General features: G+C 44.4%; 19 protein-coding genes and 1 tRNA gene. 15 read left to right on the forward strand and 5 right to left on the reverse strand.

The window, feature by feature from the left end:
- The first annotated feature begins 10 nt into the window (after positions 1 to 10).
- The 5 genes from ACYVRA_RS01525 (at position 11) to ACYVRA_RS01545 (ending at position 4,317) form a co-directional block, all read left to right on the forward strand.
- Positions 11 to 1,555 carry an SUMF1/EgtB/PvdO family nonheme iron enzyme gene (locus ACYVRA_RS01525; protein ID WP_461250986.1) on the forward strand — a complete coding sequence of 515 codons (1,545 nt, stop codon included), beginning with the start codon at positions 11 to 13 and terminating at the stop codon, positions 1,553 to 1,555.
- 236 nt (positions 1,556 to 1,791) lie between these two features.
- Positions 1,792 to 1,863: transfer RNA gene (locus tag ACYVRA_RS01530), tRNA-Gln, on the forward strand.
- 39 nt (positions 1,864 to 1,902) lie between these two features.
- Positions 1,903 to 2,625, forward strand: coding sequence for a 50S ribosomal protein L25 (locus ACYVRA_RS01535; RefSeq protein WP_461250987.1), 723 nt, complete (start codon positions 1,903 to 1,905; stop codon positions 2,623 to 2,625).
- Positions 2,619 to 3,734, forward strand: coding sequence for a tRNA lysidine(34) synthetase TilS (gene tilS, locus ACYVRA_RS01540; protein ID WP_461251038.1), 1,116 nt, complete (start codon positions 2,619 to 2,621; stop codon positions 3,732 to 3,734). Before ACYVRA_RS01535 ends, tilS begins: the two co-directional genes overlap by 7 nt.
- Before the next feature lie 214 nt (positions 3,735 to 3,948).
- On the forward strand, positions 3,949 to 4,317 hold the full coding sequence (locus tag ACYVRA_RS01545) for a hypothetical protein (RefSeq protein ID WP_461250988.1): 369 nt from the start codon (positions 3,949 to 3,951) through the stop codon (positions 4,315 to 4,317).
- Positions 4,318 to 4,698: 381 nt separating this feature from the next.
- Here ACYVRA_RS01545 and ACYVRA_RS01550 read toward each other — a convergent pair whose 3' ends face one another.
- Positions 4,699 to 5,787 (reverse strand): InlB B-repeat-containing protein, encoded by a 1,089-nt coding sequence (locus ACYVRA_RS01550; protein ID WP_461250989.1) that lies wholly within the window; start codon positions 5,785 to 5,787, stop codon positions 4,699 to 4,701.
- A gap of 177 nt (positions 5,788 to 5,964) precedes the next feature.
- Between ACYVRA_RS01550 and ACYVRA_RS01555 the strand changes: the two genes are divergently transcribed.
- The 6 genes from ACYVRA_RS01555 (at position 5,965) to ACYVRA_RS01580 (ending at position 12,926) form a co-directional block, all read left to right on the forward strand.
- On the forward strand, positions 5,965 to 6,342 hold the full coding sequence (locus tag ACYVRA_RS01555) for a helix-turn-helix domain-containing protein (RefSeq protein WP_461250990.1): 378 nt from the start codon (positions 5,965 to 5,967) through the stop codon (positions 6,340 to 6,342).
- A 92-nt stretch (positions 6,343 to 6,434) separates the two neighbouring features.
- The gene (locus ACYVRA_RS01560) at positions 6,435 to 6,674 is read left to right on the forward strand and encodes a hypothetical protein (RefSeq protein ID WP_461250991.1); all 240 of its coding nucleotides are present in this window, start codon (positions 6,435 to 6,437) and stop codon (positions 6,672 to 6,674) included.
- 220 nt (positions 6,675 to 6,894) lie between these two features.
- The gene (ftsH, locus tag ACYVRA_RS01565) at positions 6,895 to 8,763 is read left to right on the forward strand and encodes an ATP-dependent zinc metalloprotease FtsH (protein ID WP_461250992.1); all 1,869 of its coding nucleotides are present in this window, start codon (positions 6,895 to 6,897) and stop codon (positions 8,761 to 8,763) included.
- Entirely contained in the window at positions 8,760 to 10,604 is a 1,845-nt protein-coding gene (locus tag ACYVRA_RS01570) for a hypothetical protein (protein WP_461250993.1), read from the forward strand. The genes ftsH and ACYVRA_RS01570 overlap by 4 nt, the downstream gene beginning before the upstream one ends.
- A complete protein-coding gene (locus ACYVRA_RS01575) occupies positions 10,601 to 12,421 on the forward strand; it encodes a S1C family serine protease (RefSeq protein ID WP_461250994.1) in 1,821 nt (606 codons plus the stop codon). The genes ACYVRA_RS01570 and ACYVRA_RS01575 overlap by 4 nt, the downstream gene beginning before the upstream one ends.
- Before the next feature lies 1 nt (position 12,422).
- Entirely contained in the window at positions 12,423 to 12,926 is a 504-nt protein-coding gene (locus tag ACYVRA_RS01580; protein ID WP_461250995.1) for a cob(I)yrinic acid a,c-diamide adenosyltransferase, read from the forward strand.
- 234 nt (positions 12,927 to 13,160) lie between these two features.
- Here the strand turns inward: ACYVRA_RS01580 and ACYVRA_RS01585 are convergent, their stop codons facing one another.
- Positions 13,161 to 13,841: a DNA/RNA non-specific endonuclease gene (locus ACYVRA_RS01585; RefSeq protein ID WP_461250996.1), complete on the reverse strand. Its 681-nt coding sequence runs from the start codon at positions 13,839 to 13,841 to the stop codon at positions 13,161 to 13,163.
- On the reverse strand, positions 13,838 to 15,202 hold the full coding sequence (locus tag ACYVRA_RS01590; RefSeq protein WP_461250997.1) for a pyridoxal-phosphate dependent enzyme: 1,365 nt from the start codon (positions 15,200 to 15,202) through the stop codon (positions 13,838 to 13,840). The genes ACYVRA_RS01585 and ACYVRA_RS01590 overlap by 4 nt, the downstream gene beginning before the upstream one ends.
- A gap of 70 nt (positions 15,203 to 15,272) precedes the next feature.
- Between ACYVRA_RS01590 and infA the strand changes: the two genes are divergently transcribed.
- From infA to ACYVRA_RS01610, 4 genes are read left to right on the forward strand one after another with little or no spacing between them, the layout of a single operon-like run.
- Positions 15,273 to 15,497 (forward strand): translation initiation factor IF-1, encoded by a 225-nt coding sequence (gene infA, locus ACYVRA_RS01595; RefSeq protein ID WP_015712109.1) that lies wholly within the window; start codon positions 15,273 to 15,275, stop codon positions 15,495 to 15,497.
- Between the two features lie 33 nt (positions 15,498 to 15,530).
- Positions 15,531 to 15,875 (forward strand): Hpt domain-containing protein, encoded by a 345-nt coding sequence (locus ACYVRA_RS01600; protein ID WP_461250998.1) that lies wholly within the window; start codon positions 15,531 to 15,533, stop codon positions 15,873 to 15,875.
- Complete coding sequence (locus tag ACYVRA_RS01605; RefSeq protein ID WP_461250999.1) at positions 15,868 to 16,923, forward strand: HD domain-containing phosphohydrolase; 1,056 nt, start codon at positions 15,868 to 15,870, stop codon at positions 16,921 to 16,923. The genes ACYVRA_RS01600 and ACYVRA_RS01605 overlap by 8 nt, the downstream gene beginning before the upstream one ends.
- Positions 16,924 to 16,927: 4 nt before the next feature.
- On the forward strand, positions 16,928 to 18,994 hold the full coding sequence (locus ACYVRA_RS01610; RefSeq protein WP_461251000.1) for a cation:proton antiporter domain-containing protein: 2,067 nt from the start codon (positions 16,928 to 16,930) through the stop codon (positions 18,992 to 18,994).
- A 184-nt stretch (positions 18,995 to 19,178) separates the two neighbouring features.
- Here the strand turns inward: ACYVRA_RS01610 and ACYVRA_RS01615 are convergent, their stop codons facing one another.
- The gene (locus tag ACYVRA_RS01615) at positions 19,179 to 19,577 is read right to left on the reverse strand and encodes a PIN domain-containing protein (protein ID WP_461251001.1); all 399 of its coding nucleotides are present in this window, start codon (positions 19,575 to 19,577) and stop codon (positions 19,179 to 19,181) included.
- Positions 19,574 to 19,813 (reverse strand): hypothetical protein, encoded by a 240-nt coding sequence (locus tag ACYVRA_RS01620; RefSeq protein WP_461251002.1) that lies wholly within the window; start codon positions 19,811 to 19,813, stop codon positions 19,574 to 19,576. The genes ACYVRA_RS01615 and ACYVRA_RS01620 overlap by 4 nt, the downstream gene beginning before the upstream one ends.
- Between the last annotated feature and the right edge of the window lie 42 nt (positions 19,814 to 19,855).

The raw sequence follows: 19,855 nt of genomic DNA on the forward strand, positions 1-19,855 counted from the left end.
GGAGTTGTTGATGAAAAAAACATTAAAATTATTTTTTATTATTTCTTTATTGTTTGTTTCCGGCACGGGACTTTTCGCGCAACAAAAATACGCGCTTGTCATAGGCAACGGAAACTATACGAACATAGGAAAGCTTAACAATCCTGTGAATGATGCCAATGACATGGAAGCCGCCTTGCAGGGGCTTGGTTTTACCGTGGACAAGCTTTTGGACGCAAACCTTGACCAAATGGAAAGCGCGGTAATGCGGCTTAAAAACCGTCTTTCCGTCTCAAGCGGCTCTTACGGCTTTTTCTTTTACGCGGGACACGGGGTGCAGTCCAACGGAGAGAACTATTTAATTCCTGTCGGATCGAACATACCGAGTGAAAACTCCCTGCGTGACAGGGCGGTATCCGTCCAATGGGCGCTTGCTGAACTAAACGAAGCGAAGAACGCGCTCAACGTGGTAGTGTTGGACGCTTGCAGGGATAATCCTTTCAGTTGGAAAAGAAGTGGCACAAGGGGGCTTTCCGTAGTAGGCAGCCAACCTGTTGACAGTATCATTGTATATTCGACCAGCGCAGGTTCCACCGCTGCGGACGGCTCGGGTAGAAACGGTCTTTTTACCGCCCACCTGTTGAACAACCTTAAAACTCCTGGACTGGAAGTAAAAGAAGTATTTAACCGTACTGGTGCGGACGTGTCCCGAGCAAGCAACAGGACGCAAATTCCCGCAGTATACAACCAATTTTTTGATACGGCATATCTCGGCAGCAAGCCGCAAGTAACCACGACGATGACGGTAACACCGCAACCAACGCCAGTCCCCTCCGACATGGTACGCATACAAGGCGGAACCTTCACAATGGGCAGTCCTGCCAACGAGCCAGACCGTTTTAGAGGAGAAGGTCCGCAGCATCAGGTAACGGTGAGCGGTTTTAACATGGGGAAATATGAGGTTACGCAGAAAGAATATCAGGAAGTGATGGGGGCAAATCCCAGTTATTTTAAAGGGGACAACCTGCCGGTGGAAAATGTAAACTGGTCTGACGCGGTAGAGTACTGCAACAGGAGGAGCTTAAAGGAAGGACTGACTCCCGCATATACCATAAACGGCGATAACGTAACATGGAACCGAGGAGCTAACGGTTACCGTCTGCCTACGGAAGCTGAATGGGAATATGCTTGTAGAGCGGGGACGACAACGCCGTTCAGTACCGGAAACAACATCACAACAAGGCAGGCAAATTATAACGGAAAATATCCGTATAATAATAACGCTAAGGGAGAGTCTAGGGGAAAGACAACGGCAGTAGGTATTTTTTCACCTAACGCATTGGGATTGTACGATATGCACGGAAACGTAAATGAGTGGTGCTGGGACTGGTTTGGCGATTATACAAACGAAACACAGACCGATCCTGCGGGGGCGGTCTCCGGTACTGCCCGTGTGATGCGCGGCGGGTGCTTTTATGATGGTGCAATGTCAGTTCGTTCTGCCCGTCGGGAATACGGCTTACAGTCGGATCCGTCCCGCACCAACGGCATCGGCTTCCGGCTTGTGCGCCCCTAGTTAGGGGAAGAAGTGGATAGTAGTTAAAAGAACACAGGCAAAGTGTAAGGTTACCAAAGAAGAATCAAAGGTCTTTGTCCGTTATCTTATCGCGAATCTCAATCTAAGATTTCGGACAAACACCCCTTCTTCCCTCTTCTTCGTGATCTTTGTACATTTGTGCCCTTTGTGAGAAATTTTTGCGTATAAATTGCCTATTGATTCTTTTCCCCAATTTTAGTAAACTTACCCAAACATGGGATGTCGGCAAGTGGTAAGCCACCGGTCTTTGGAGCCGGTATTCACAGGTTCGAATCCTGTCGTCCCAGATAGGGTTTAATCCCGTAATTTTTAATTGAGGTAAATATATGGGCAAAGTTGTGTTACAGGCGAAAAGCCGCTCTAAACAGGGTTCCGCTGAATCCAGAAGGCTTAGAAAAGTGGGGAGAATTCCCGCGGTAATCTACGGAAGGGCGGGCAAGTCCGTCTCCGTCGATTTGGATGCTGTCGATTTTGTGAAAGGCACGAAAGGCATCTCTGAAAGTACAATTGTAAAATTGGAAGTAGGAGACAAATCATACGACGCTTTTGTAAAGGATACCCAGCGCAATATTGTTGACGGAAACATTCTTCATATCGACTTTTATGAGGTTGAAAGCGGGGTCGCCCTGCGCGCCAAAGTTTCCCTTGTTTTCATCGGGAATCCTATCGGCGTCCGCGAAGGCGGAATGTTGGAAACTCCGTTGCATGAAATTGAAATTGAATGTCTTCCAAAAGACCTTCCCGAAAGGATCGAGATTGACATTTCCGGCCTTAAGGCAAATCAATCCATGCATGTCAGGGATATTCCCCTTGCCGCCGGAGTTAAACTTCATACGAACCCCGATCAGGTTTTCGCGTTGGTGAAATTCGCCAAGGTTGAAGTTGTCGCTCCGACCGCCGCTGAAGTTGCCGCCGCTGAAGCCGCCGCAGCCGGAACCGCTCCTGCCGCTGGCGCAGCGGGCGCCGCACCAGCCGCCGGGGACAAGAAAGCCGCGCCTGCCGCCGGAGACAAGAAAGCGGCTTCAGGCGCCGGGGAGAAAAAATCCTAACGGAACCTTTCTGCGCTCAATTTGAAAATAACGTTTCCGCAGTTTTAAAAGACTATCCGCTAGGGACAGTCTTTTTAGCCGCCGTTTCAGGCGGCGCAGATTCAATGGCGCTGCTTGCCGCGTTGCATTCCCTTAGAAGCGGCGGCGTTATCGGCAAAGACTCGCTTTTTTGCCTCCACGTTGAACACGGTCTTCGCCCGGCGGAAGAGAGCCAAGGCGACGCTAAGTTTGTCGGCGATTTTTGCAAAAGCAACGGTATTGAGTGCCGCGTTGAAAATATTCCGCAGGGCAAAATAGCCGCTCTCGCTCAGCGAAGAGGAATCGGCATAGAAGCCGCAGCCCGCTTTTTCCGCCACAGGGCGCTTTCCAAAGAAGCCAACCGGTTAGGCGACAAAACGCTCATATTGCTTGCCCACACAAAAAACGATCTTTTAGAGACCGCACTGATGCGTATTTTGCGCGGCGCAGGTTCTGCAGGCCTGTCCGCCATGCCGGAAAAACGAGGGCGACTTATCCGCCCATTGTTAAAAATGACCCGCGCAAATGTTGTAGAGTACCTAAAAACAAAAAACATCAGTTGGCGCGAAGATTCCACGAATATAGACGAAAAATACCTTCGCAACCGGATACGGCGCAAACTTATTCCGCTGTTAAACGAAGCGTTCCCTTCATGGGAAAGCGGCATTTTTGGCATGGCGGAAACCCAGTCGCTAACAGCAGCCTTTATCGCCGGTGAGGCAAATACCCGCGTAAAATGGAATAATTGTAAGCCGCGAAGTTTACAGAACCGGGGACTCGAACCTGAAATATCACATAACGCCTCGCGTGATTCTGCGGCTGATAAATTCTCTGTTTTTACCGAGGCCAAGAACTTTTTTGATCAGGAGCAAATCATCCGTGAAGAAGCGGTATTTCAGGCAATTGACGAATTTCTAAAAAACAAAAGAAATCCCCGCCCTGTAAAACGCGCTGTTGTAAGGCGTTTTTGTGCGGGCGCTGTAAACGCCGCCGACCTTGGGCCTGTGAAGATTAAACGCGAAGGGGAAAAAATCATTCTGTCCCTAGCGCGGAAAGAGTTCTTTGAAAGCGGGATTTCTAGTGTTCTGTAAAATACATATTACAAAATACCTATTTGGCAAATATATAAAAATATGAAGAAAAAGGATAGTAAATCATTCATTTTTATCATAATTACCCGCACTTATGCTTTTAAAAAATAAAATCAAAAATGAAATATTTTGTTGCCTGTTTTTTACGGAACACTAGGTTGTTGCATATACGCTAAAAAATGTGGTATAAAAAAGAAGGAGAGGAGAGAAAAGGATGAGCGAAAGAATATTTGAAGAAGTGACTGTAATTATAAAACTAAAGTATTCGGTGAGGTTATTAGGTTACAAAGAGAGTGGAAGCGAATTTACGGAAATAAACGTATACAATAAACAATTAACGGAAAAAGATGATGAATTATCAGATTTCTTTGAGTTTGGTTTTACGGTAAAGGGAAAGATGTCAGAAGAAAAAGAAAAAATTGAAAGGATGAATGAAAGAGAGTTTGAAGAATTTATAAGGCACATGACGCTCTTTTTAGAAAGAAAATATAATGTTGTACATCAAAAAGAAGAAAAGAAAGAAGATATAAAACCGGTTGTAAATGATGATGATGATGATATAAAGGATATTGCTCTGATTTAACGCAATCTGGCTTCGTAAATTGCTACACGATGTATGCCCAAGGAATTTATTTAGTACAGTCAGGGCAGGGCTGCGGGTGGCAAAAACTCTGGAGGATACCGCCTCGCACTGGCGGCCACCTAAAGGCGGCCTTGCTTTTATTGGGGACTGCGGCATTTTTTGGCGCTCTCAGCGTGCGGCATTATTGATCTACACGGCTACGCTGGATTGCCCTGTACTCAAGAATTTTATTGGGCATACATTCTGACCACTAAAACACATTAAAAAAGTATCATAGAAAAAAACCTATTTATGTGTTTTAGTGGTCAGACGCTAATTAGCAATGTCGCATAACGGCACTAGGGAAAAGTGGTGCGTGTCCGTTACTTGGATGCTACTCCGTTACTCTTGTTTTACGTAAAAAAACCGATATGTTGATCCACTGTAAAAAGCTCGCCACCACCTACTTTGATTATTTGTTTGTAACGCTTCTGTCAAGCTATCAGTCATTCCGGTAATGCCACTGGTATAACCTATGTTAGTAGCTGTAGTGCTAAGTATTGAAGTTACGCCTGAAAATGTCTGATTAGTATAGGGAGATGGAGCAATTATAGTGGCACCTCTGGAAATCATATCGGCTCTTACGACATCATCTAAAGTTTTACCGCCATAAGTAGTACCACCATAAGTATAAGTTGCAGAGCTGATATTATAAACTTCTACAGTATAATAATTCGGATTTTTCCCTGTTCTATTTACGTAAAAAAATCGATATGTTGATCCACTGTAAAAACCTCGCCACCAACCATTTTGATTATTTGTTTGTAATGCTTCTGTCAAGCTATCAGTCATTCCAGCAACGCCACTGGTATATCCTATACTTGTAGCCGCAGAACTAAGTATTGAAGTTATGTCTGAAAATGTCTGATTAGTATAGGGAGATGGAGCAATTATAGAAGCACCTTTGGAAATCATATCGGCTCTCACAACATCCTGATAAGTTTTATTGCCATAAGTAGTACCACCGTAAGTATAAGTTTCAGAGCTGAGATTATACACTTCAACTCGATACTTTCTGTTTTCAATAGATCCAGTACCTATACCAGTGCTTGGTGTGTTGTCATTATCGCCGCTGCCGCCTGTAAAGTTTGCCGTAACGGTTACCGCATTTGCGGGCATGGTAAATGTGGTGCTTGCGCTGTTTGGATTTGCCAGTGTTGCGCCGCCTGAAATGACTGTCCAGTTTGTAAATGTTTGTCCCGATGACGCTGTTGCGCTAATGCTTACGGTTGCGCCTGCCGCGTAACTGCCGCTTCCGTTTCCGCCGTTGACGGTTACTGCGTAGGTAGTGGCGGTGCTGTCGCTTCCGTTATCGCAAGCCGCGATTGAAAACCCGATTACTGCTAAAACCAGAATTAGCAGGCTAATTCTGGTTTTAGCTTGGAGTTTTGCTGTTGCAAAACTCCACACGTTTGATTTCTTGTTTTTCATAAAATACTCCTTTTTTCGGCAATAAACATGCCGAAATAATTAATTCCGTAAAAATCTGATAGCAATTCGCTATTAGATTAATATAATACATTACTCTATTGGCTTTTTGAGAAATTGTCAATCTTTCTTCATGCTGAATTGTCCCTGTTTTTTCACAAAGAGAGAGATAGAATGTAAATGAATAAAGACGAAAAAAACTGCCGGGAGTTGCTAAGCCGGAATATCAAACGATACCGTAGTCGGCTCGGTCTGTCGCAACTTCACCTTTCCCTTGAGCTGGGAATATCTATCACATTTCTCAGCGACATTGAAAATGGCAAAAAATGGGTTTCTGCCCAAACTTTATCTCAAATAGCCAAAGCCTTAAAAGTTGAAATCTACGAACTCTTTAAACCTGAACAGAGCATAAGGGACGATGTTTCAGCGGCAGTCGCCAATTATCTTGATGATGTAGATGAAACCTTTATCAAGTCGATTGAGGAAGCTGTTCGCCCTGCCGTCAAAAGGTCAATCGCTAAAATGCGAAAGTATTACACTACAAGTAAAAAAAAATAGCCTGTCTCCGTAAAAGGATTGAAAAACTTCAGACTGTACTAAATTAATTCTTTGGGCATACATCGTGTGGTGGAGAGGGAAGGCACAGGAAAATGCTTTTGTATTTATATGACTCTTATGGTACAATTAACCAGACAAGGAGACAGTTATATGGTAACAATGACTGCATTCTTGGAACAAATGTAATTAACAACTGGGAGATGATCATCAGCAAAAAAGAACATACATTTCAATTCCGTGAGAATCCGCCTGACAGTATTCCAAACAAGATGAATATTTATCAGAATTACTTTAACAAAGAAGGTAATTACATCTACGTTCAGGATAACTAAAGACACACGCCGGTTGCTGATACTAAAATTCCGTAATGTACCTTTCTTCGACTGTACTGAATAAATTCTTTGGGCATACATCGTTCTATTTTCACACCACTAAACACCAGAAAGGTTCCCGCATGGTCACTTGATTAATTAACCAAAAACACTTAAAATTTACTATATTATAACAAAGTCTCATCACTAATCAATAATTTCTGACGAGACGGGGGTATTAATGATCGATCCTAATAATAAATTACCCGATCGCGGGTCTAATCAGCCTAAGCGGCCGGGCAGTTTTGCGTTTATTTTTTTTATAATCGTGTCAATTGCGTTTATTGCCTTTTTTTTCAAAGGAGATAAATCTCCGCCTGTTATGAATATAGCTTACTCGGAGTTTAACCGCTTTATCGAAGAAAATCAGGTTGAGTCAGTTACTATTTATGACGACAGAAATGTCGATATTTATTTAAAAGGTTCGCCCGCCGGCGGTTCGCCTCAGCTTAAAACGCGCATTCCAAATTTATCCGATCCCAATATCATGGGTAACCTGCAAAGCAGGGGCATCAATATTTCAAGTTCCCCAACAAAAGTGACATTTATGCGGATAATTCTGGATATGCTTCCCTGGATTATCGGCTTGTCAATAATGATGCTGATATTTAGAAACATGCAGGGCGTCGGCATGAAGAATTTTCAATTTGGAAAGAGCAAGGCGAAACGTTATCATGACGAAGGAAAAAAGGTGAGTTTTTCCGACGTGGCGGGGCAGAAGGACGCAAAGTATGAGCTTGAAGAAGTAGTTGAGTTTTTAAAAAATCCGCAGAAGTTTACCAAGATGGGGGCGCGTATTCCAAAGGGAGTGCTTCTTGTCGGGATGCCCGGAACAGGCAAAACATTGATGGCGCGTTCTGTCGCGGGCGAGGCTGGCGTCGCGTTCTTTCACATGTCAGGTTCCGACTTTGTAGAAATGTTTGTCGGCGTTGGCGCAAGCCGCGTAAGAGACCTTTTTGATCAGGGACGCAAGAGCGCCCCATGTATAATTTTTATTGATGAATTGGACGCTGTTGGGCGCACGCGCGGCGCGGGTTACGGCGGCGGCCATGACGAGCGCGAGCAGACGCTGAACCAGCTCCTTGTAGAAATGGACGGCTTTGATTCAAAAGACGGAGTAATAATTCTTGCCGCCACAAACCGTCCCGATGTTTTAGACCCGGCTCTTCTGCGGCCTGGCCGCTTCGACCGCCAGGTGATTGTGGCGATGCCCGACATAAAGGAACGTGAGGCGATCTTGCAAATCCACGCCGCAAAAATTCCGCTGGATAAGCAGATTGATCTTGCGCGCATCGCAAGAGCGACTCCGGGAATGAGCGGCGCGGATATCGCGAACCTTGTAAACGAAGCGGCCTTGTTTGCCGCGAGAAAAGACAGGCCCGAAGTGCTGATGTCAGACTTTGAAGAGGCAAGGGATAAAGTGCTGATGGGAGTCGCCAGAAAGACTCTTGTCGTTTCAGACAAAGAGCGGCGCATGACCGCCATTCATGAAGCGGGACACGCTATTCTGCACTACTTTCTTAAAAACGCCGACCCGTTGCATAAAGTTACGATCGTTCCCCACGGACGGGCGTTGGGCGCGGCGCTTTCACTTCCCGAAGAAGACAGTTACAGCCGCTCCAAGGGCTGGATAGAAGACCGCATCGCCATCTGTTACGGCGGCTGGTTAGCGGAAAATCTTTTTTACAATGAGACGACTACGGGTACAAAGAACGACATTCAACAGGCGACTGAAATGGCGCGTAACATGGTTTGCGAGTGGGGCATGGCGGCGGAACTTGGCCCCATCGCCTACGGGCAAGAAGACGAGCCTATTTTTCTTGGAAAGGAAATAGCGCGTCATAAGGATTATTCAGAGGATACCGCGCAGAGGATAGACAGGGCAGTTAAGGAAATAATTGATCGCGCAAGAGGCAACGCGTTAAAAATTATCGAAGAAAAGAAAGCTCAGCTTGAAAAACTTGCAGACGCGCTTCTTGCGCGCGAGACTCTTATTGATGATGAAGTGCGGGAAATTATCGGTCTTCCGGCTAAAGGGGGAAGCGAATGAAATTTTCCGTAAGTTTTTATAATACGCTAAAAATAAAAAAAAACTTGCGGGGTAACTGTTTATACGGTCTGTGTTTTTTGCTGTTGTTCGCTTCAGTCTGCTTTAATATTCACGCGCAAACTCAGACAGAGATAAAAGACGATTCGCAAATGGCAGGGCAGTACGTTCAATGGATACAGCAGGCGATTGATGAAAATCGATGGGATGACGCTCATGCCGCGGCTGTCCGCGCAATGGATTTTGCAACTGTTTCTTCCGATATTCCCTATCTTTTGGCAGTTATTCAAACGCGCTATAAAGACAGCATAAGGCAAAAAACAGTGGTTGATAATTTAAATAAGGCAATTGACGCTAAAAGGTGGGTTAAGTACAGGGAATATGACGCGCTGTTATTAAAAGCGAAAATGTTAATTTCCATGCGCGAATATCATGACGCGATAATCTGCCTTGATCAAATCACCGCTTCTGATTCCCGCGCCGATGTTGCAATGCTGCGTCTTCTCGCCCTGCGCGGAATGGCGGAGGGAAAAGTGCCGGGTTATGACTATGTAAACGCAACGGCGCGGTTCAGAAGCCAAGTTCTTCTCGCTATGGACAATTTCCCGCGCGATCCGCGCCCCCTGCGGATATTTTTTGAATATGCGTATAACAGAAACCCCCAACCGTCTGAATTGCCGCAAAGCGACATCAACCTTCTTGAGCTTGCCCTTAGGCGGCTTCCCTTTTTAACGGAGAGTGACCCGGAACTTGCGTGGATGGCGGCCCCGTTTATGAGGGATATTGAAGACGCGAAAAGAAGCGTCGCTTCTTACAGGTCAGGAAGTTTGTCTAAAGAAAGGTTTATGCCGAATCCCGCTTGCGTCCCTGTGGCGCTCAATCTTGGGCTGATTGACGATAAACTGGCTATAGAAGAAGTTTTTTCCGCGGTTACGGACAAAGAACCAGTTATTAAAAAAGAAATAATTATCGACACTTACAAATTTCTTCGCACTGAAGAAGGACGCGATTCCTTTACGCGCAAACTCCTTACATTTACCGGCTCTATAATTACTGATGATGATAACGACGGCTATATAGAAACCATTGCGCGTTACCGCGAGGGGTTTATTGAATCTTTAGTTGACTACCTTACCCATAAAGTTTTTAACGTAACGGTTAATTTCGGACTGGACAATGATCCTGAAAATATTTCCGTTTTTGTTACAAAAGATAATTCCTCGCATGATAAAGATTTATCGCGCAGAGTTATTTTGCAATGGGAGCGCTATCCTTTTGTCAGGCAGGCGGAAATGGAAAATGAAATATTTAAATTTGGCCCCGCCGTATTTAGTTACGCGCCAGTTAATTTTATCGAACTTGGAGGGAGCGACAACCTTTCCGGCCTTGCCTATCCCGTGCCAGCGTATCAATATATTACTCTTTCCCATCGCGCCCTCCTTTCATTTTGCTCAAGTTATACCCGCCCAAGTTTGGAAATCGACGGCGCGGTTGAGACAATTTATATGGATAGTGGAGTCATACTGCGCGTTATTGAAACGTTAAACGGACGGCAGGTTTCAGTTACGGAGTTTGAAAAAGGACTGCCTGTAGTTCAACACATTGATTTGGATGTTGACGGCAGAATGGAAACAATACGCCGTTTCCGCCGCCCGCCGCCAGGTTATGAATGGGAGAGTCTCCTTGACTACCGCCGGTTAATCGCCTCTTCCGAGAGCGATTGGGCGGGAGACGGAACATATAAAACAAAAGAAGTGTATCTTCCTGACGGTTCGATTGTTTATTCTTATGATATGGATGGCGGCGGAGAAATGGATTATTCGGAGAGCGGTAACAAAAAATGAAAAAAATATTTTTCTTATTACTTTTTATAATTTTAATTTTTTCATGCAGAAGCGTGAAGGATGCTGATAATGACTCTCCGTCCCGTACTACGAGTTCGGTCAGGCTGAGCGATATTGAAAAACTAATCGGTGAAAAACCAATTGCCGCGTTGAATCAAATCTATATTTATAAAGAAATATATTCCGTTACGGATAATGATGGAAGCGAAGATTGTCAGAAGCTTGCCAAATATGAAAAAGAGGCTATTGAAAATCTATGCGCGATGCAGGATAAGGCGGTTGAGGAAGAGCGATGGGACGACGCCGTGTCCCTAGGAAGATCAATCGCGAGTATCGGAATAAAAAACGCCCATACCGGAAAAGAAGCGGATTTTATTCTTGCGGGCGCGAAGAAAAAATTAAAGGAAGGCGATAATCTTGGGGCGTTTTTGGCTGCTGTAAGATCGCATGAAATAAGGCCGATGGATTATCAAAGCGCCCTCTTATTTCTTGAAAAAGCCGTAGAAGGACGGCAGCGCCGCTCTTCGGCGTTCTTCCTTGCCGCCGCTCAAACGGCGGGCGGCAGAAATATTCCCGCGAATCTGCGCGAGTACGCTCAAGGCAGAGATAACGCTTCCGATATGGTTAAAGGAGTTGCCACCGTTCTTGTTGACAGGGGATACAGAATTGAGCGCGGATACGGCGTACCCGACAAGGTTTTGGGTTCCGCTTTTTTTGTTGACGCGTCAGGTTTGTTAATTACAAACTACCATGTTATATCAAGCGAAGTTGATCCCAAACGCAAAGGTTATTCGCGGATGTATATCCGCATGGGGGATTCTTCAAATCCTCGTGTTCCAGCGCGAGTTATTGGCTGGGATAAAGCGCTTGATCTTGCGCTGATTAAGACGGAAATAAATACTGAATATGTTTTTTCACTTGTAGATCGGGTAATTCCGCGCGTGGGCGATACGGTGCTTGCGATTGGCTCTCCCATAGGGTTGCAAATGACGGTGACATCGGGCATTGTTTCCGCTCTTGGAAGGCGTTTTTTGCAGATAGGGGATGTAATTCAAATAGACGCGGCCGTCAATCACGGCAATTCAGGCGGCCCTGTAGTGGACAATGAAGGGCGGCTTGTGGGAATAGTTTTCGCCGGCGTGGATCAGCATCAGGGGCTTAATTTCGCCATTCCGGCGGAAATGCTTGCAGCCGCCCTGCCCACTATGATAAAAGGGGGGAAATCCCCTCGCCCGTGGCTTGGAATGACGTTATGTGAAACTTATTCTGAGGCTGAAATTATCTATACCTCGCCGAATACGCCAGCCGCTCTTCATAGGGTTCGCGAAGGCGTTTTTATTAAAACAATTAACGGTAAAACAATAACCGCCCCCAACGGTGGCGTTATTCCAGCCTTGCAGAGCATGATTTTTAACTGCGGCCCCGAAGAACTTGTCGTATTGGAAACTGTAGACAAAAACACAGGGGAAGTAAAAAAGAAAATTATGATGACCGTCCCACGCCCAGATCTGCCCCTTCTGGACGCGGCAAAGATTGACAAACGGGATAGGATAGCCGCTCCGTTGTTTGGCATGATTCTTACGCCCCTGCAAAGCACAATTTTCGCGTCAAGTTTCAGGGTAAACCGCGTAGTCCGCGGTTCAATAGCGGATGAAGTCGGAATATCGGAAGACGATCCCGTGTCTATTTCGCGTTTGCGCTTGATGGAAGATGAAGGTTACGCCGTAATGGAAATTACCGTTAAAAAACGCCGAATGGGTTATCTGGAAACATCAATGCAGCTTCCGGTTTATCTTGACTCCCCCGACACGCTGTAATATGGGCATCTATACAAGAAAAGGCGACAAAGGAAAAACCTCCGATCTAAGCGGGCATGAAGTGTCTAAAAACAGCCCGTCAATTCATTTTGTCGGAGCCGCTGACGAACTTAACTGCCATCTGGGCCTAATTAAAGCGATAATTTCAAACGAGGATTCCAATCAGTCCGCGCGTGATTTTTTGGAAAGAATCCAAAAAAATCTTGTAACAATCATGTCCCATGTTTCCGACGTAAAGAACAGTAATTTTTTTCTGCCCGATGATGAAGTTGCCATTTTAGAAAAAGAGATTGACAAATTGTCAGCCAATCTTCCCAAGCAGACCAAGCTGGTTGTCCCCGGAAAAAACATCATAGAAGCGCAAATCCAAGTAGCGCGGTCGGTCGCAAGAAGAGCGGAAAGGTTATTTTTCTCTGTCAGCGAAGAACAGCCGCTACGCCCCGAAGCAGGAGCGTACCTAAACAGAGTATCTGACTATTTATTTGTTTTATCACAACAAGTATAATTACTACTACTCTGTAACAACTAAATATTTACAAAAGGACCTCTCGCAAAGGCGCAGAGGCGCAGAGTTGTTGTCCGTAGGATCATCGTTTTTCCTACAAGATATGTAGTCAAAATAATATATCTAGATCAAATATGAGCTAACGTACGAAAACTTCGCGCCTTTGCGCCTCTGCGCCTTTGCGAGAGAAAATTTGGGAATAATGTCTTGTAAATATTTAGTTGTTACTGACCACTACTGATAAGCTTCAATTTCGTAGATCAAAACGCCTGAATATAAATCGTAGACGCGTCTTTTAAAACAGGACGGGATGGTGATGTTTCCGACTTTTTCCGTTTTAAATTCATCAACAATGATAATTACCCTTACAAATAAATACTCCGACGCCAGTTTTCTTGTTTTGTTTTCTGTTCTTAGCCATTCAACTCTGTTTAGATTCGGCGTTTGAGGCCAGATGTTCGCTATAAAGAAAGTCATCAGCGCGTTTTCACGGGTGTCGTTAAAATCCGCGTTGGGAGCCATGTGCCCCCTGTCATAACCTGAATTTGTGTAGTCGCTGTGATACGGCAGGGAATAACCGTTATCTGTTAGTAATTGTCGTAATACGCCGTTGTCCCTGTCCTGCGTAAATTGCGCCGACGGGCGCCTTACCCCTGTCGCCTCCGCTCTTTCTTTGGTAAGGACATATTCGATAATATGCGGCCCCATATTAATGGCGTCATAGCATCCGCAGTAAAGAATTTCTCCCTCGTTATTGCTTACGGTAAATTCAAAATGCCCCTCTAAATCACAGGCAAAAGAAAACGCTATGAATAGAAAAAATAAAACTAAAACCCACAAACCCCTAACCGGTAAAGAATTGTTAAAAAACAAATTCGCGGCGGTTTTAAAAAGTTTGCTGGTGTTTTTTTTCATGTGATTGAAATTAAGAAGTCAATTAGCGCGGAAGCTTCCGCCGGTATTACTTTGGCGTTTACAGTTCTTTCCATTGCGCGGGATAGGGACGCTGGCATTGGCGGAGCGCCGATTAACGGTTCTACCGTCTCCGAGAATTTAGCCGGATGCGCCGTGCATAGAACGCCAACCGGCCCTTCCTGAATTTTATTGTTAGCGTAAAGTTTATCAACTCCCCTCCAGCCCACCGCGCTGTGAGGGTCAAGAAAATACCCCGCCTTATCATGTACTTGCGTAATTGTTTCTCTTGTCTCTTCGTCACCGACTGAAACGCCTAAAATTATTTCGCGCATCTGCTCCAATGAAAAATGCGCTGACATACGCTCAAAGTTACTGGGTGCGCCTACGTCCATCGCGTTGGAAATTGTCGCCTGCGAAATTCTCGCGAGGTACTCGCCTGAGTCAAGATAATCGGGAACGGTCTTATTAATATTTGTCGCCGCGATAAATTGCCTTATGGGCGCGCCCATCTTCATCGCGTAAAGCCCCGCCGTTAAATTGCCAAAGTTGCCGGACGGTACGCACAGTGTAATCGGTAAGCCGCTTTTCCACCCTCCTAACGACAAGGCGCCTTTTACGCGCGGCGTAGCCTCTCCGTCGGGATCGAGGTGTGCCGCAAATGACCTTCCCGCGCCGGCGGCGTAGTAGACCGCCTGCGGAATAAGGCGGCTGATATTGATTGAATTTGCCGAAGAAAGGGACATTCGTTTTTTAAGGCCTTCATCGGCAAGAGCGGCTTTTACAAGACGCTGGCAGTCGTCAAAACTGCCCTCTACAGCAAGGGCTGTGATGTTCTTGCCAAGACCGGCGATTTGCCGCTCTTGAAGGGGGGATACGCGCCCTTTTGGGTATAAAACCGTAACAAAAATGCCCGGCACCTCAAAAAAGCCGTCCGCCACGGCGCCGCCCGTATCGCCCGAAGTGGCGACAAGTATTCTCAAAGACCGGTCTTCTCCACGGCGTAAGTATGAAAAAGCGCGGGCCATAAAACGGGCGCCAAAGTCCTTAAACGCCGCCGTCGGTCCGTGAAAAAGTTCCAAAACATAGCGGTCTTTGACAGGTACAAGTGGGGCTGTAAAAGTGAACGCCGATTGTACAATATCAGATAACACGCTGTCGGGGATTTCATCTTTTACATAAGGTTTGATTGTTTCATAGGCAATGTCCGTAAAAGCCATAGACCCAAGAGAGGAGCGTACCTGCGCCGAATATTGGGGAATTTCTTCAGGCACAAAAAGCCCTCCGTCCGGAGCTAATCCCGTAAGGGCGGCTTCGGCAAAATCGACTTTTTTAGTTTTATTTCTTGTGCTATAATAATACATGCCTTATTTTATCATATTTATGTAATTGACATAAAGTGGCTTAATTATTATATTTACTAAAGGAGTAAAAGTGGCAAAAGAAGAAGCGATAGAGGTAGAGGGAGTAGTCAAGGAAGCTCTTCCCAATACCATGTTTAGAGTGGAACTGGATAACCAGAATGGGCATCTTATATTGGCTCATCTGTCGGGTAAAATGCGCAAACATTATATCCGAATTGTCCCAGGCGACAGGGTAAGAATTGCCCTTTCCCCGTATGATCTTAGCAGAGGCAGAATTATTTATCGTGAGAGATAAAATTTTAAATACCATAAAAAAGAGAGGTTTAATATGGCAGACGGTGTAGTGTTAGTAAATATCGAAGAAGGGCTAAAAAGGGTTTTGAATAATTCAAAACTTCTAGCCAAACTATTCAAAAAATTTAAGGATGATAAGAATCTTATCGATCTTGAAGCCGCGTTGGCCGCGGGTGATTTGCCCAAGGCGCAGATTAACGCCCATACGCTTAAAGGGCTTGCCGCTAATCTGTCTCTTACTGAACTTTATAAGCATGTCCTTGAACTTGAAACCCAAATAAAAGCCGGCTCTGTAGCTCCCGGTAAGTTGGAAACTGTTAAGACTGTCTACTCTGAAACATTAGTAGAAGTGGACAAGGTAATAGCTCAATATGAATGAAAATAAACCTGTAGTTTTTGTAGTTGATGACGTTGAAACAAATGTAATGATTCTGGAAGAAATTCTAAGCGGTGATTATAATGTTGTTACGGCGTACAACGGAAAGGAAGCTCTGGAAAAACTTAAAACTACCGTTCCTCTTCCAAAGATCATGCTCTTGGACGTTGTTATGCCTCAAATGGACGGGCGTGAATTATTTGAAAAGATTAAAAAAGATAAATCGTTTCAAAGAATCCCCATTATTTTTATCACTGCCGAAAACGATTCGGAAAGCGAGCTTCTTGCCGCCGGTGCTGTCGATTTTATTAACAAACCGTTCCTGCCTGAAATTGTCAAACTTCGGGTAAGAAATCAGATATCGCTAAAAAATTACAGCGACAGTCTGGAACAAATGGTAGCGGAAAAAACAGCGGAAGCGACTAAGACTCTTGAAAACGCCCTACAGGGGCTTGCGAATGTTATTGAACACCGCGATCTGGAATCCGGCGAGCATGTAAAGCGGACGCAGTTGTTTGTGAAAGCGTTAATTGATTATTTATTAGGAGTCAATTCAATTTATTCCGATGAATTAAAGAGACTCCAGCCCGATATGATAACCAGATCCATGGCTCTGCATGATGTCGGAAAAATAGCGATTCCAGACAGGATTCTTCTTAAACCCGGAAAGCTTGATCCCGATGAATATGAAGTGATGAAAACGCACACTATACGCGGCAAGGATATTATCCATGAGCTTGGAGACGTAAATTCATCAATATACCTTAAACATTGCGAAGACATCTGTTACGGGCATCACGAGCGATGGGACGGAAAGGGATACCCTAGGCAATTAAAAGAAAAAGAAATACCTATTTCAGCGCGCCTTGCCGCGTTAGCCGACGTATACGACGCCCTTGTCTGCGCCCGCGTTTACAAAGCAGCCATGCCTTATGAACAAGCGATTGATATTATTATGCAGGGAAAAGGCACACAGTTTGACCCGGTTATGACGGACGCTGTTTTACAGATACAGGACCAATTTCAGGAAATATCACGGATGTATCAATAATAAAATGAATACTACAGAATTAATGACTATATTGGTTTTTCAAGTAGGGATAATTTTATTTGCGGTGCGTTTTGGCGGACATTTGGCGAAGAAAGTGGGTATCCCTTCCGTGCTTGGCGAATTGCTTATAGGCGTAGTAATAGGCCCTTATGCTTTAGGCGGTATAGCTTTTCCCGGTTTTCCCCAGGGGCTTTTTCCATTAAGCGCAAGCGGTTCTATCGCGGTTAGTAATGAGTTGTATTCATTTGCCACAGTCGCTTCTATTATTTTGCTTTTTTACTCCGGACTGGAAACGGATATTGGTTTATTCCTGAAATATTCTATCGCAGGCGTAGTAATAGGATTGGGCGGAGTTTTATTCTCTTTTGTAATCGGAGATGTTTGCGGCGTTTTGCTTCTTAAAACTTCATTTTTAGATACGCGTTGTTTGTTTTTAGGGATATTATCAACGGCGACTTCGGTTGGTATTACCGCCAGAATTCTAAGCGATAAAAAAAAGATGGACTCTCCCGAAGGGGTTACCATTCTTGCCGCCGCGGTATTTGACGACGTATTGGGAATAATCATGCTTGCCGTAGTGCTTGGAATAACCGCTTTACTCAGCGGGCACGCGGGCGGCAATTTTTCCGCGTTGGCGATTCTTGGCATAGCCGGGAAAGCATTTGGAATATGGCTGGGATTTACGGTATTGGGTTTGCTTTTCTCGCGCCAGCTTGCCTCATTTTTAAAATTATTTAAAAACAGTTCAGATTTCTCCATACTCGCGTTTGGCCTCGCTCTTATTCTTGCCGGTCTTTTTGAAAGACAAGGCGGGCTCGCGATGATAATCGGCGCTTATATTACCGGGCTTTCGCTTTCAAAAACAGATATTGCCGCGGTGATACAGGGAAGGCTTGAAGGGCTTTATGAATTTTTTGTCCCCGTGTTTTTTGCCGTTATGGGAATGATGGTAAATGTGCGGGAAATACTTTCCGTAGATGTTTTAATTTTCGGCGGAATATACACTTTGGCGGCAATCTTCGCGAAGGTAATCGGCTGCGGCGGTCCCGCGCTCCTGCTTGGCTTTAACGCTAAAGGGGCTTTACGAATCGGAGTAGGCATGGTTCCGCGCGGCGAGGTCGCGCTTATCATTGCCGGTATCGGATTAACGATGGGCATTCTTGACAACCAGCTTTTTTCAATTGTAATTTTATTGACTTTAATTTCTACTATCGTAGCTCCGCCGCTTTTAAACGCGTCGTTAAAAATTAAAGGGCAGGGAACAAGAAAATTAGTCAACGATGAGGATATCACCCGTTTAAAATGGGATTTTGACTCTCATGATGTCGCAAAACTTATGCTGGACAGATTGTTAATTGATATTCGCGCCGAAGGTTTTTATGTTCAGATAATGAATATTGACGATAACATCGCTTTGGCGCGTAAAGATGATATTTCTCTTTCGATAAGCTGCGAAGGAAGCGCCGTTATTGTAGAAACGTCAAACTCTGATTTGCCGTTTGTTAAAAATGTTGTTTATGAAGATATAATTAATCTTTCGGAATCCATGCAAAAGTTAAAAGACTCAATGAACACTACGGCTATGAAGAAAGAACTGTTTGACCGCAGAGGAAGAACCAACAACACCCTGCTTTCATTAATAGAGCCTGGTTCTATAATTCTTGATCTTAAAGGGAATTCAAAAGAAGAAATAATCCGCGAATTGGTTGATATGCTCTTTAAGCAGGAGAAGCTGTTAAATCGCGAGCTTGTGTTAGCCGACGTATTTGAGCGGGAAAATATTATGAGTACCAGCATGGGATACGGCATAGTTATTCCACACGCGAAAACCGACGGCGTAAAAGATACGGTTGTGGCGGTAGGCATTAAAAAAGAGGGAATTATTCTAGAACCTACGGACAGCCAGCCGTCCCGTCTTTTTATACTGGAAGTTTCCCCTAAAAAAGACGGTCCTCATTTGCAGTTCCTTTCCGCGTTAGGCGCCATATTAAGAGACGAATCAATCCGTCAGGCTCTTATTAACGCTACTTCCGTGGATGAAGCGGCTAATTTATTGCATCATAAGAAATAATTTTATCGCAAAGACTCACACAAAGAACACAAAGGTACATCGAACCTTCGGTTCGCGATCACAAAGGAAGAAAAGAGGGAATTTTTGTCCGAAATCTATGCGTGGGCTTCACGATAAGATAACGGACAAAAGATTCGTGTGGTTCGTGGTAAATTCTTTGTATATTCTTTTATGTTACAGCATATTAGGCTGCCCAATTAACAACTTGGAGATTTTCAATCTTCTCAAAATGTTTTTGGTTATTGGATACAAGGATATAATTATTTTTAATGCAATACGCCGCTATGAGTAAATCGCCATCGTCTACAGTAACGCCGTTTTTGCGTAATTTTATATAGATCGACAGAGATAAATCCAGTGTTTCTTTTTCAATTGCGTCTATGCCGCATTTTTCAAACAGTTTTTCAAATGCCTGTAATTTGGTTTTTGAATTTACTGCCATAAGCCATTTATTAATTTCAAAATAGGCAAAGGGCGGAATTATGATATTATCGCTCTCCGCTTCTTGATCTACCTTGTCCAATATTTTTTCATTTCCTTTTAAATAATAGGTAATGATATTGGTATCAAGGGCGTATTTCATAAGACTTCGATTTCTTCCGGAGTTCTAAAACGGATTCTTTCCGGCTCTCCTTCCAATAGCTCATTACTGGTTCTTATTGTACGGCTGAATTCATGCCATGCGCTTATACGTTCCTGTTTATCGTTTTTATCTGTTTCATCAATGTTCAAGACCGCCTTTTGTCTGCCTTTAATATTGAAAAGAGGTTTTTCAGGTACAAATACGCCATTTTCAAAAAAACCGTTTACTACCAGCATTTTATGCCTCCTTTAACAGGCTAATCGAAAAAAAGTAAACAG

It is taken from the genome of Treponema sp. R8-4-B8, from assembly GCF_054786175.1.

Excerpts from the sequence above, each read along its gene's own strand:
- ACYVRA_RS01525 (WP_461250986.1), top strand. The coding sequence starts at position 11 with ATGAAAAAAACATTAAAATTATTTTTTATTATTTCTTTATTGTTTGTT.
- ACYVRA_RS01535 (WP_461250987.1), top strand. The coding sequence starts at position 1,903 with ATGGGCAAAGTTGTGTTACAGGCGAAAAGCCGCTCTAAACAGGGTTCC.
- ACYVRA_RS01545 (WP_461250988.1), top strand. The coding sequence starts at position 3,949 with ATGAGCGAAAGAATATTTGAAGAAGTGACTGTAATTATAAAACTAAAG.
- ACYVRA_RS01550 (WP_461250989.1), bottom strand. The coding sequence starts at position 5,787 with ATGAAAAACAAGAAATCAAACGTGTGGAGTTTTGCAACAGCAAAACTC.
- ACYVRA_RS01555 (WP_461250990.1), top strand. The coding sequence starts at position 5,965 with ATGAATAAAGACGAAAAAAACTGCCGGGAGTTGCTAAGCCGGAATATC.
- ACYVRA_RS01560 (WP_461250991.1), top strand. The coding sequence starts at position 6,435 with ATGCTTTTGTATTTATATGACTCTTATGGTACAATTAACCAGACAAGG.
- ftsH (WP_461250992.1), top strand. The coding sequence starts at position 6,895 with ATGATCGATCCTAATAATAAATTACCCGATCGCGGGTCTAATCAGCCT.
- ACYVRA_RS01570 (WP_461250993.1), top strand. The coding sequence starts at position 8,760 with ATGAAATTTTCCGTAAGTTTTTATAATACGCTAAAAATAAAAAAAAAC.
- ACYVRA_RS01575 (WP_461250994.1), top strand. The coding sequence starts at position 10,601 with ATGAAAAAAATATTTTTCTTATTACTTTTTATAATTTTAATTTTTTCA.
- ACYVRA_RS01580 (WP_461250995.1), top strand. The coding sequence starts at position 12,423 with ATGGGCATCTATACAAGAAAAGGCGACAAAGGAAAAACCTCCGATCTA.
- ACYVRA_RS01585 (WP_461250996.1), bottom strand. The coding sequence starts at position 13,841 with ATGAAAAAAAACACCAGCAAACTTTTTAAAACCGCCGCGAATTTGTTT.
- ACYVRA_RS01590 (WP_461250997.1), bottom strand. The coding sequence starts at position 15,202 with ATGTATTATTATAGCACAAGAAATAAAACTAAAAAAGTCGATTTTGCC.
- ACYVRA_RS01600 (WP_461250998.1), top strand. The coding sequence starts at position 15,531 with ATGGCAGACGGTGTAGTGTTAGTAAATATCGAAGAAGGGCTAAAAAGG.
- ACYVRA_RS01605 (WP_461250999.1), top strand. The coding sequence starts at position 15,868 with ATGAATGAAAATAAACCTGTAGTTTTTGTAGTTGATGACGTTGAAACA.
- ACYVRA_RS01610 (WP_461251000.1), top strand. The coding sequence starts at position 16,928 with ATGAATACTACAGAATTAATGACTATATTGGTTTTTCAAGTAGGGATA.
- ACYVRA_RS01615 (WP_461251001.1), bottom strand. The coding sequence starts at position 19,577 with ATGAAATACGCCCTTGATACCAATATCATTACCTATTATTTAAAAGGA.
- ACYVRA_RS01620 (WP_461251002.1), bottom strand. The coding sequence starts at position 19,813 with ATGCTGGTAGTAAACGGTTTTTTTGAAAATGGCGTATTTGTACCTGAA.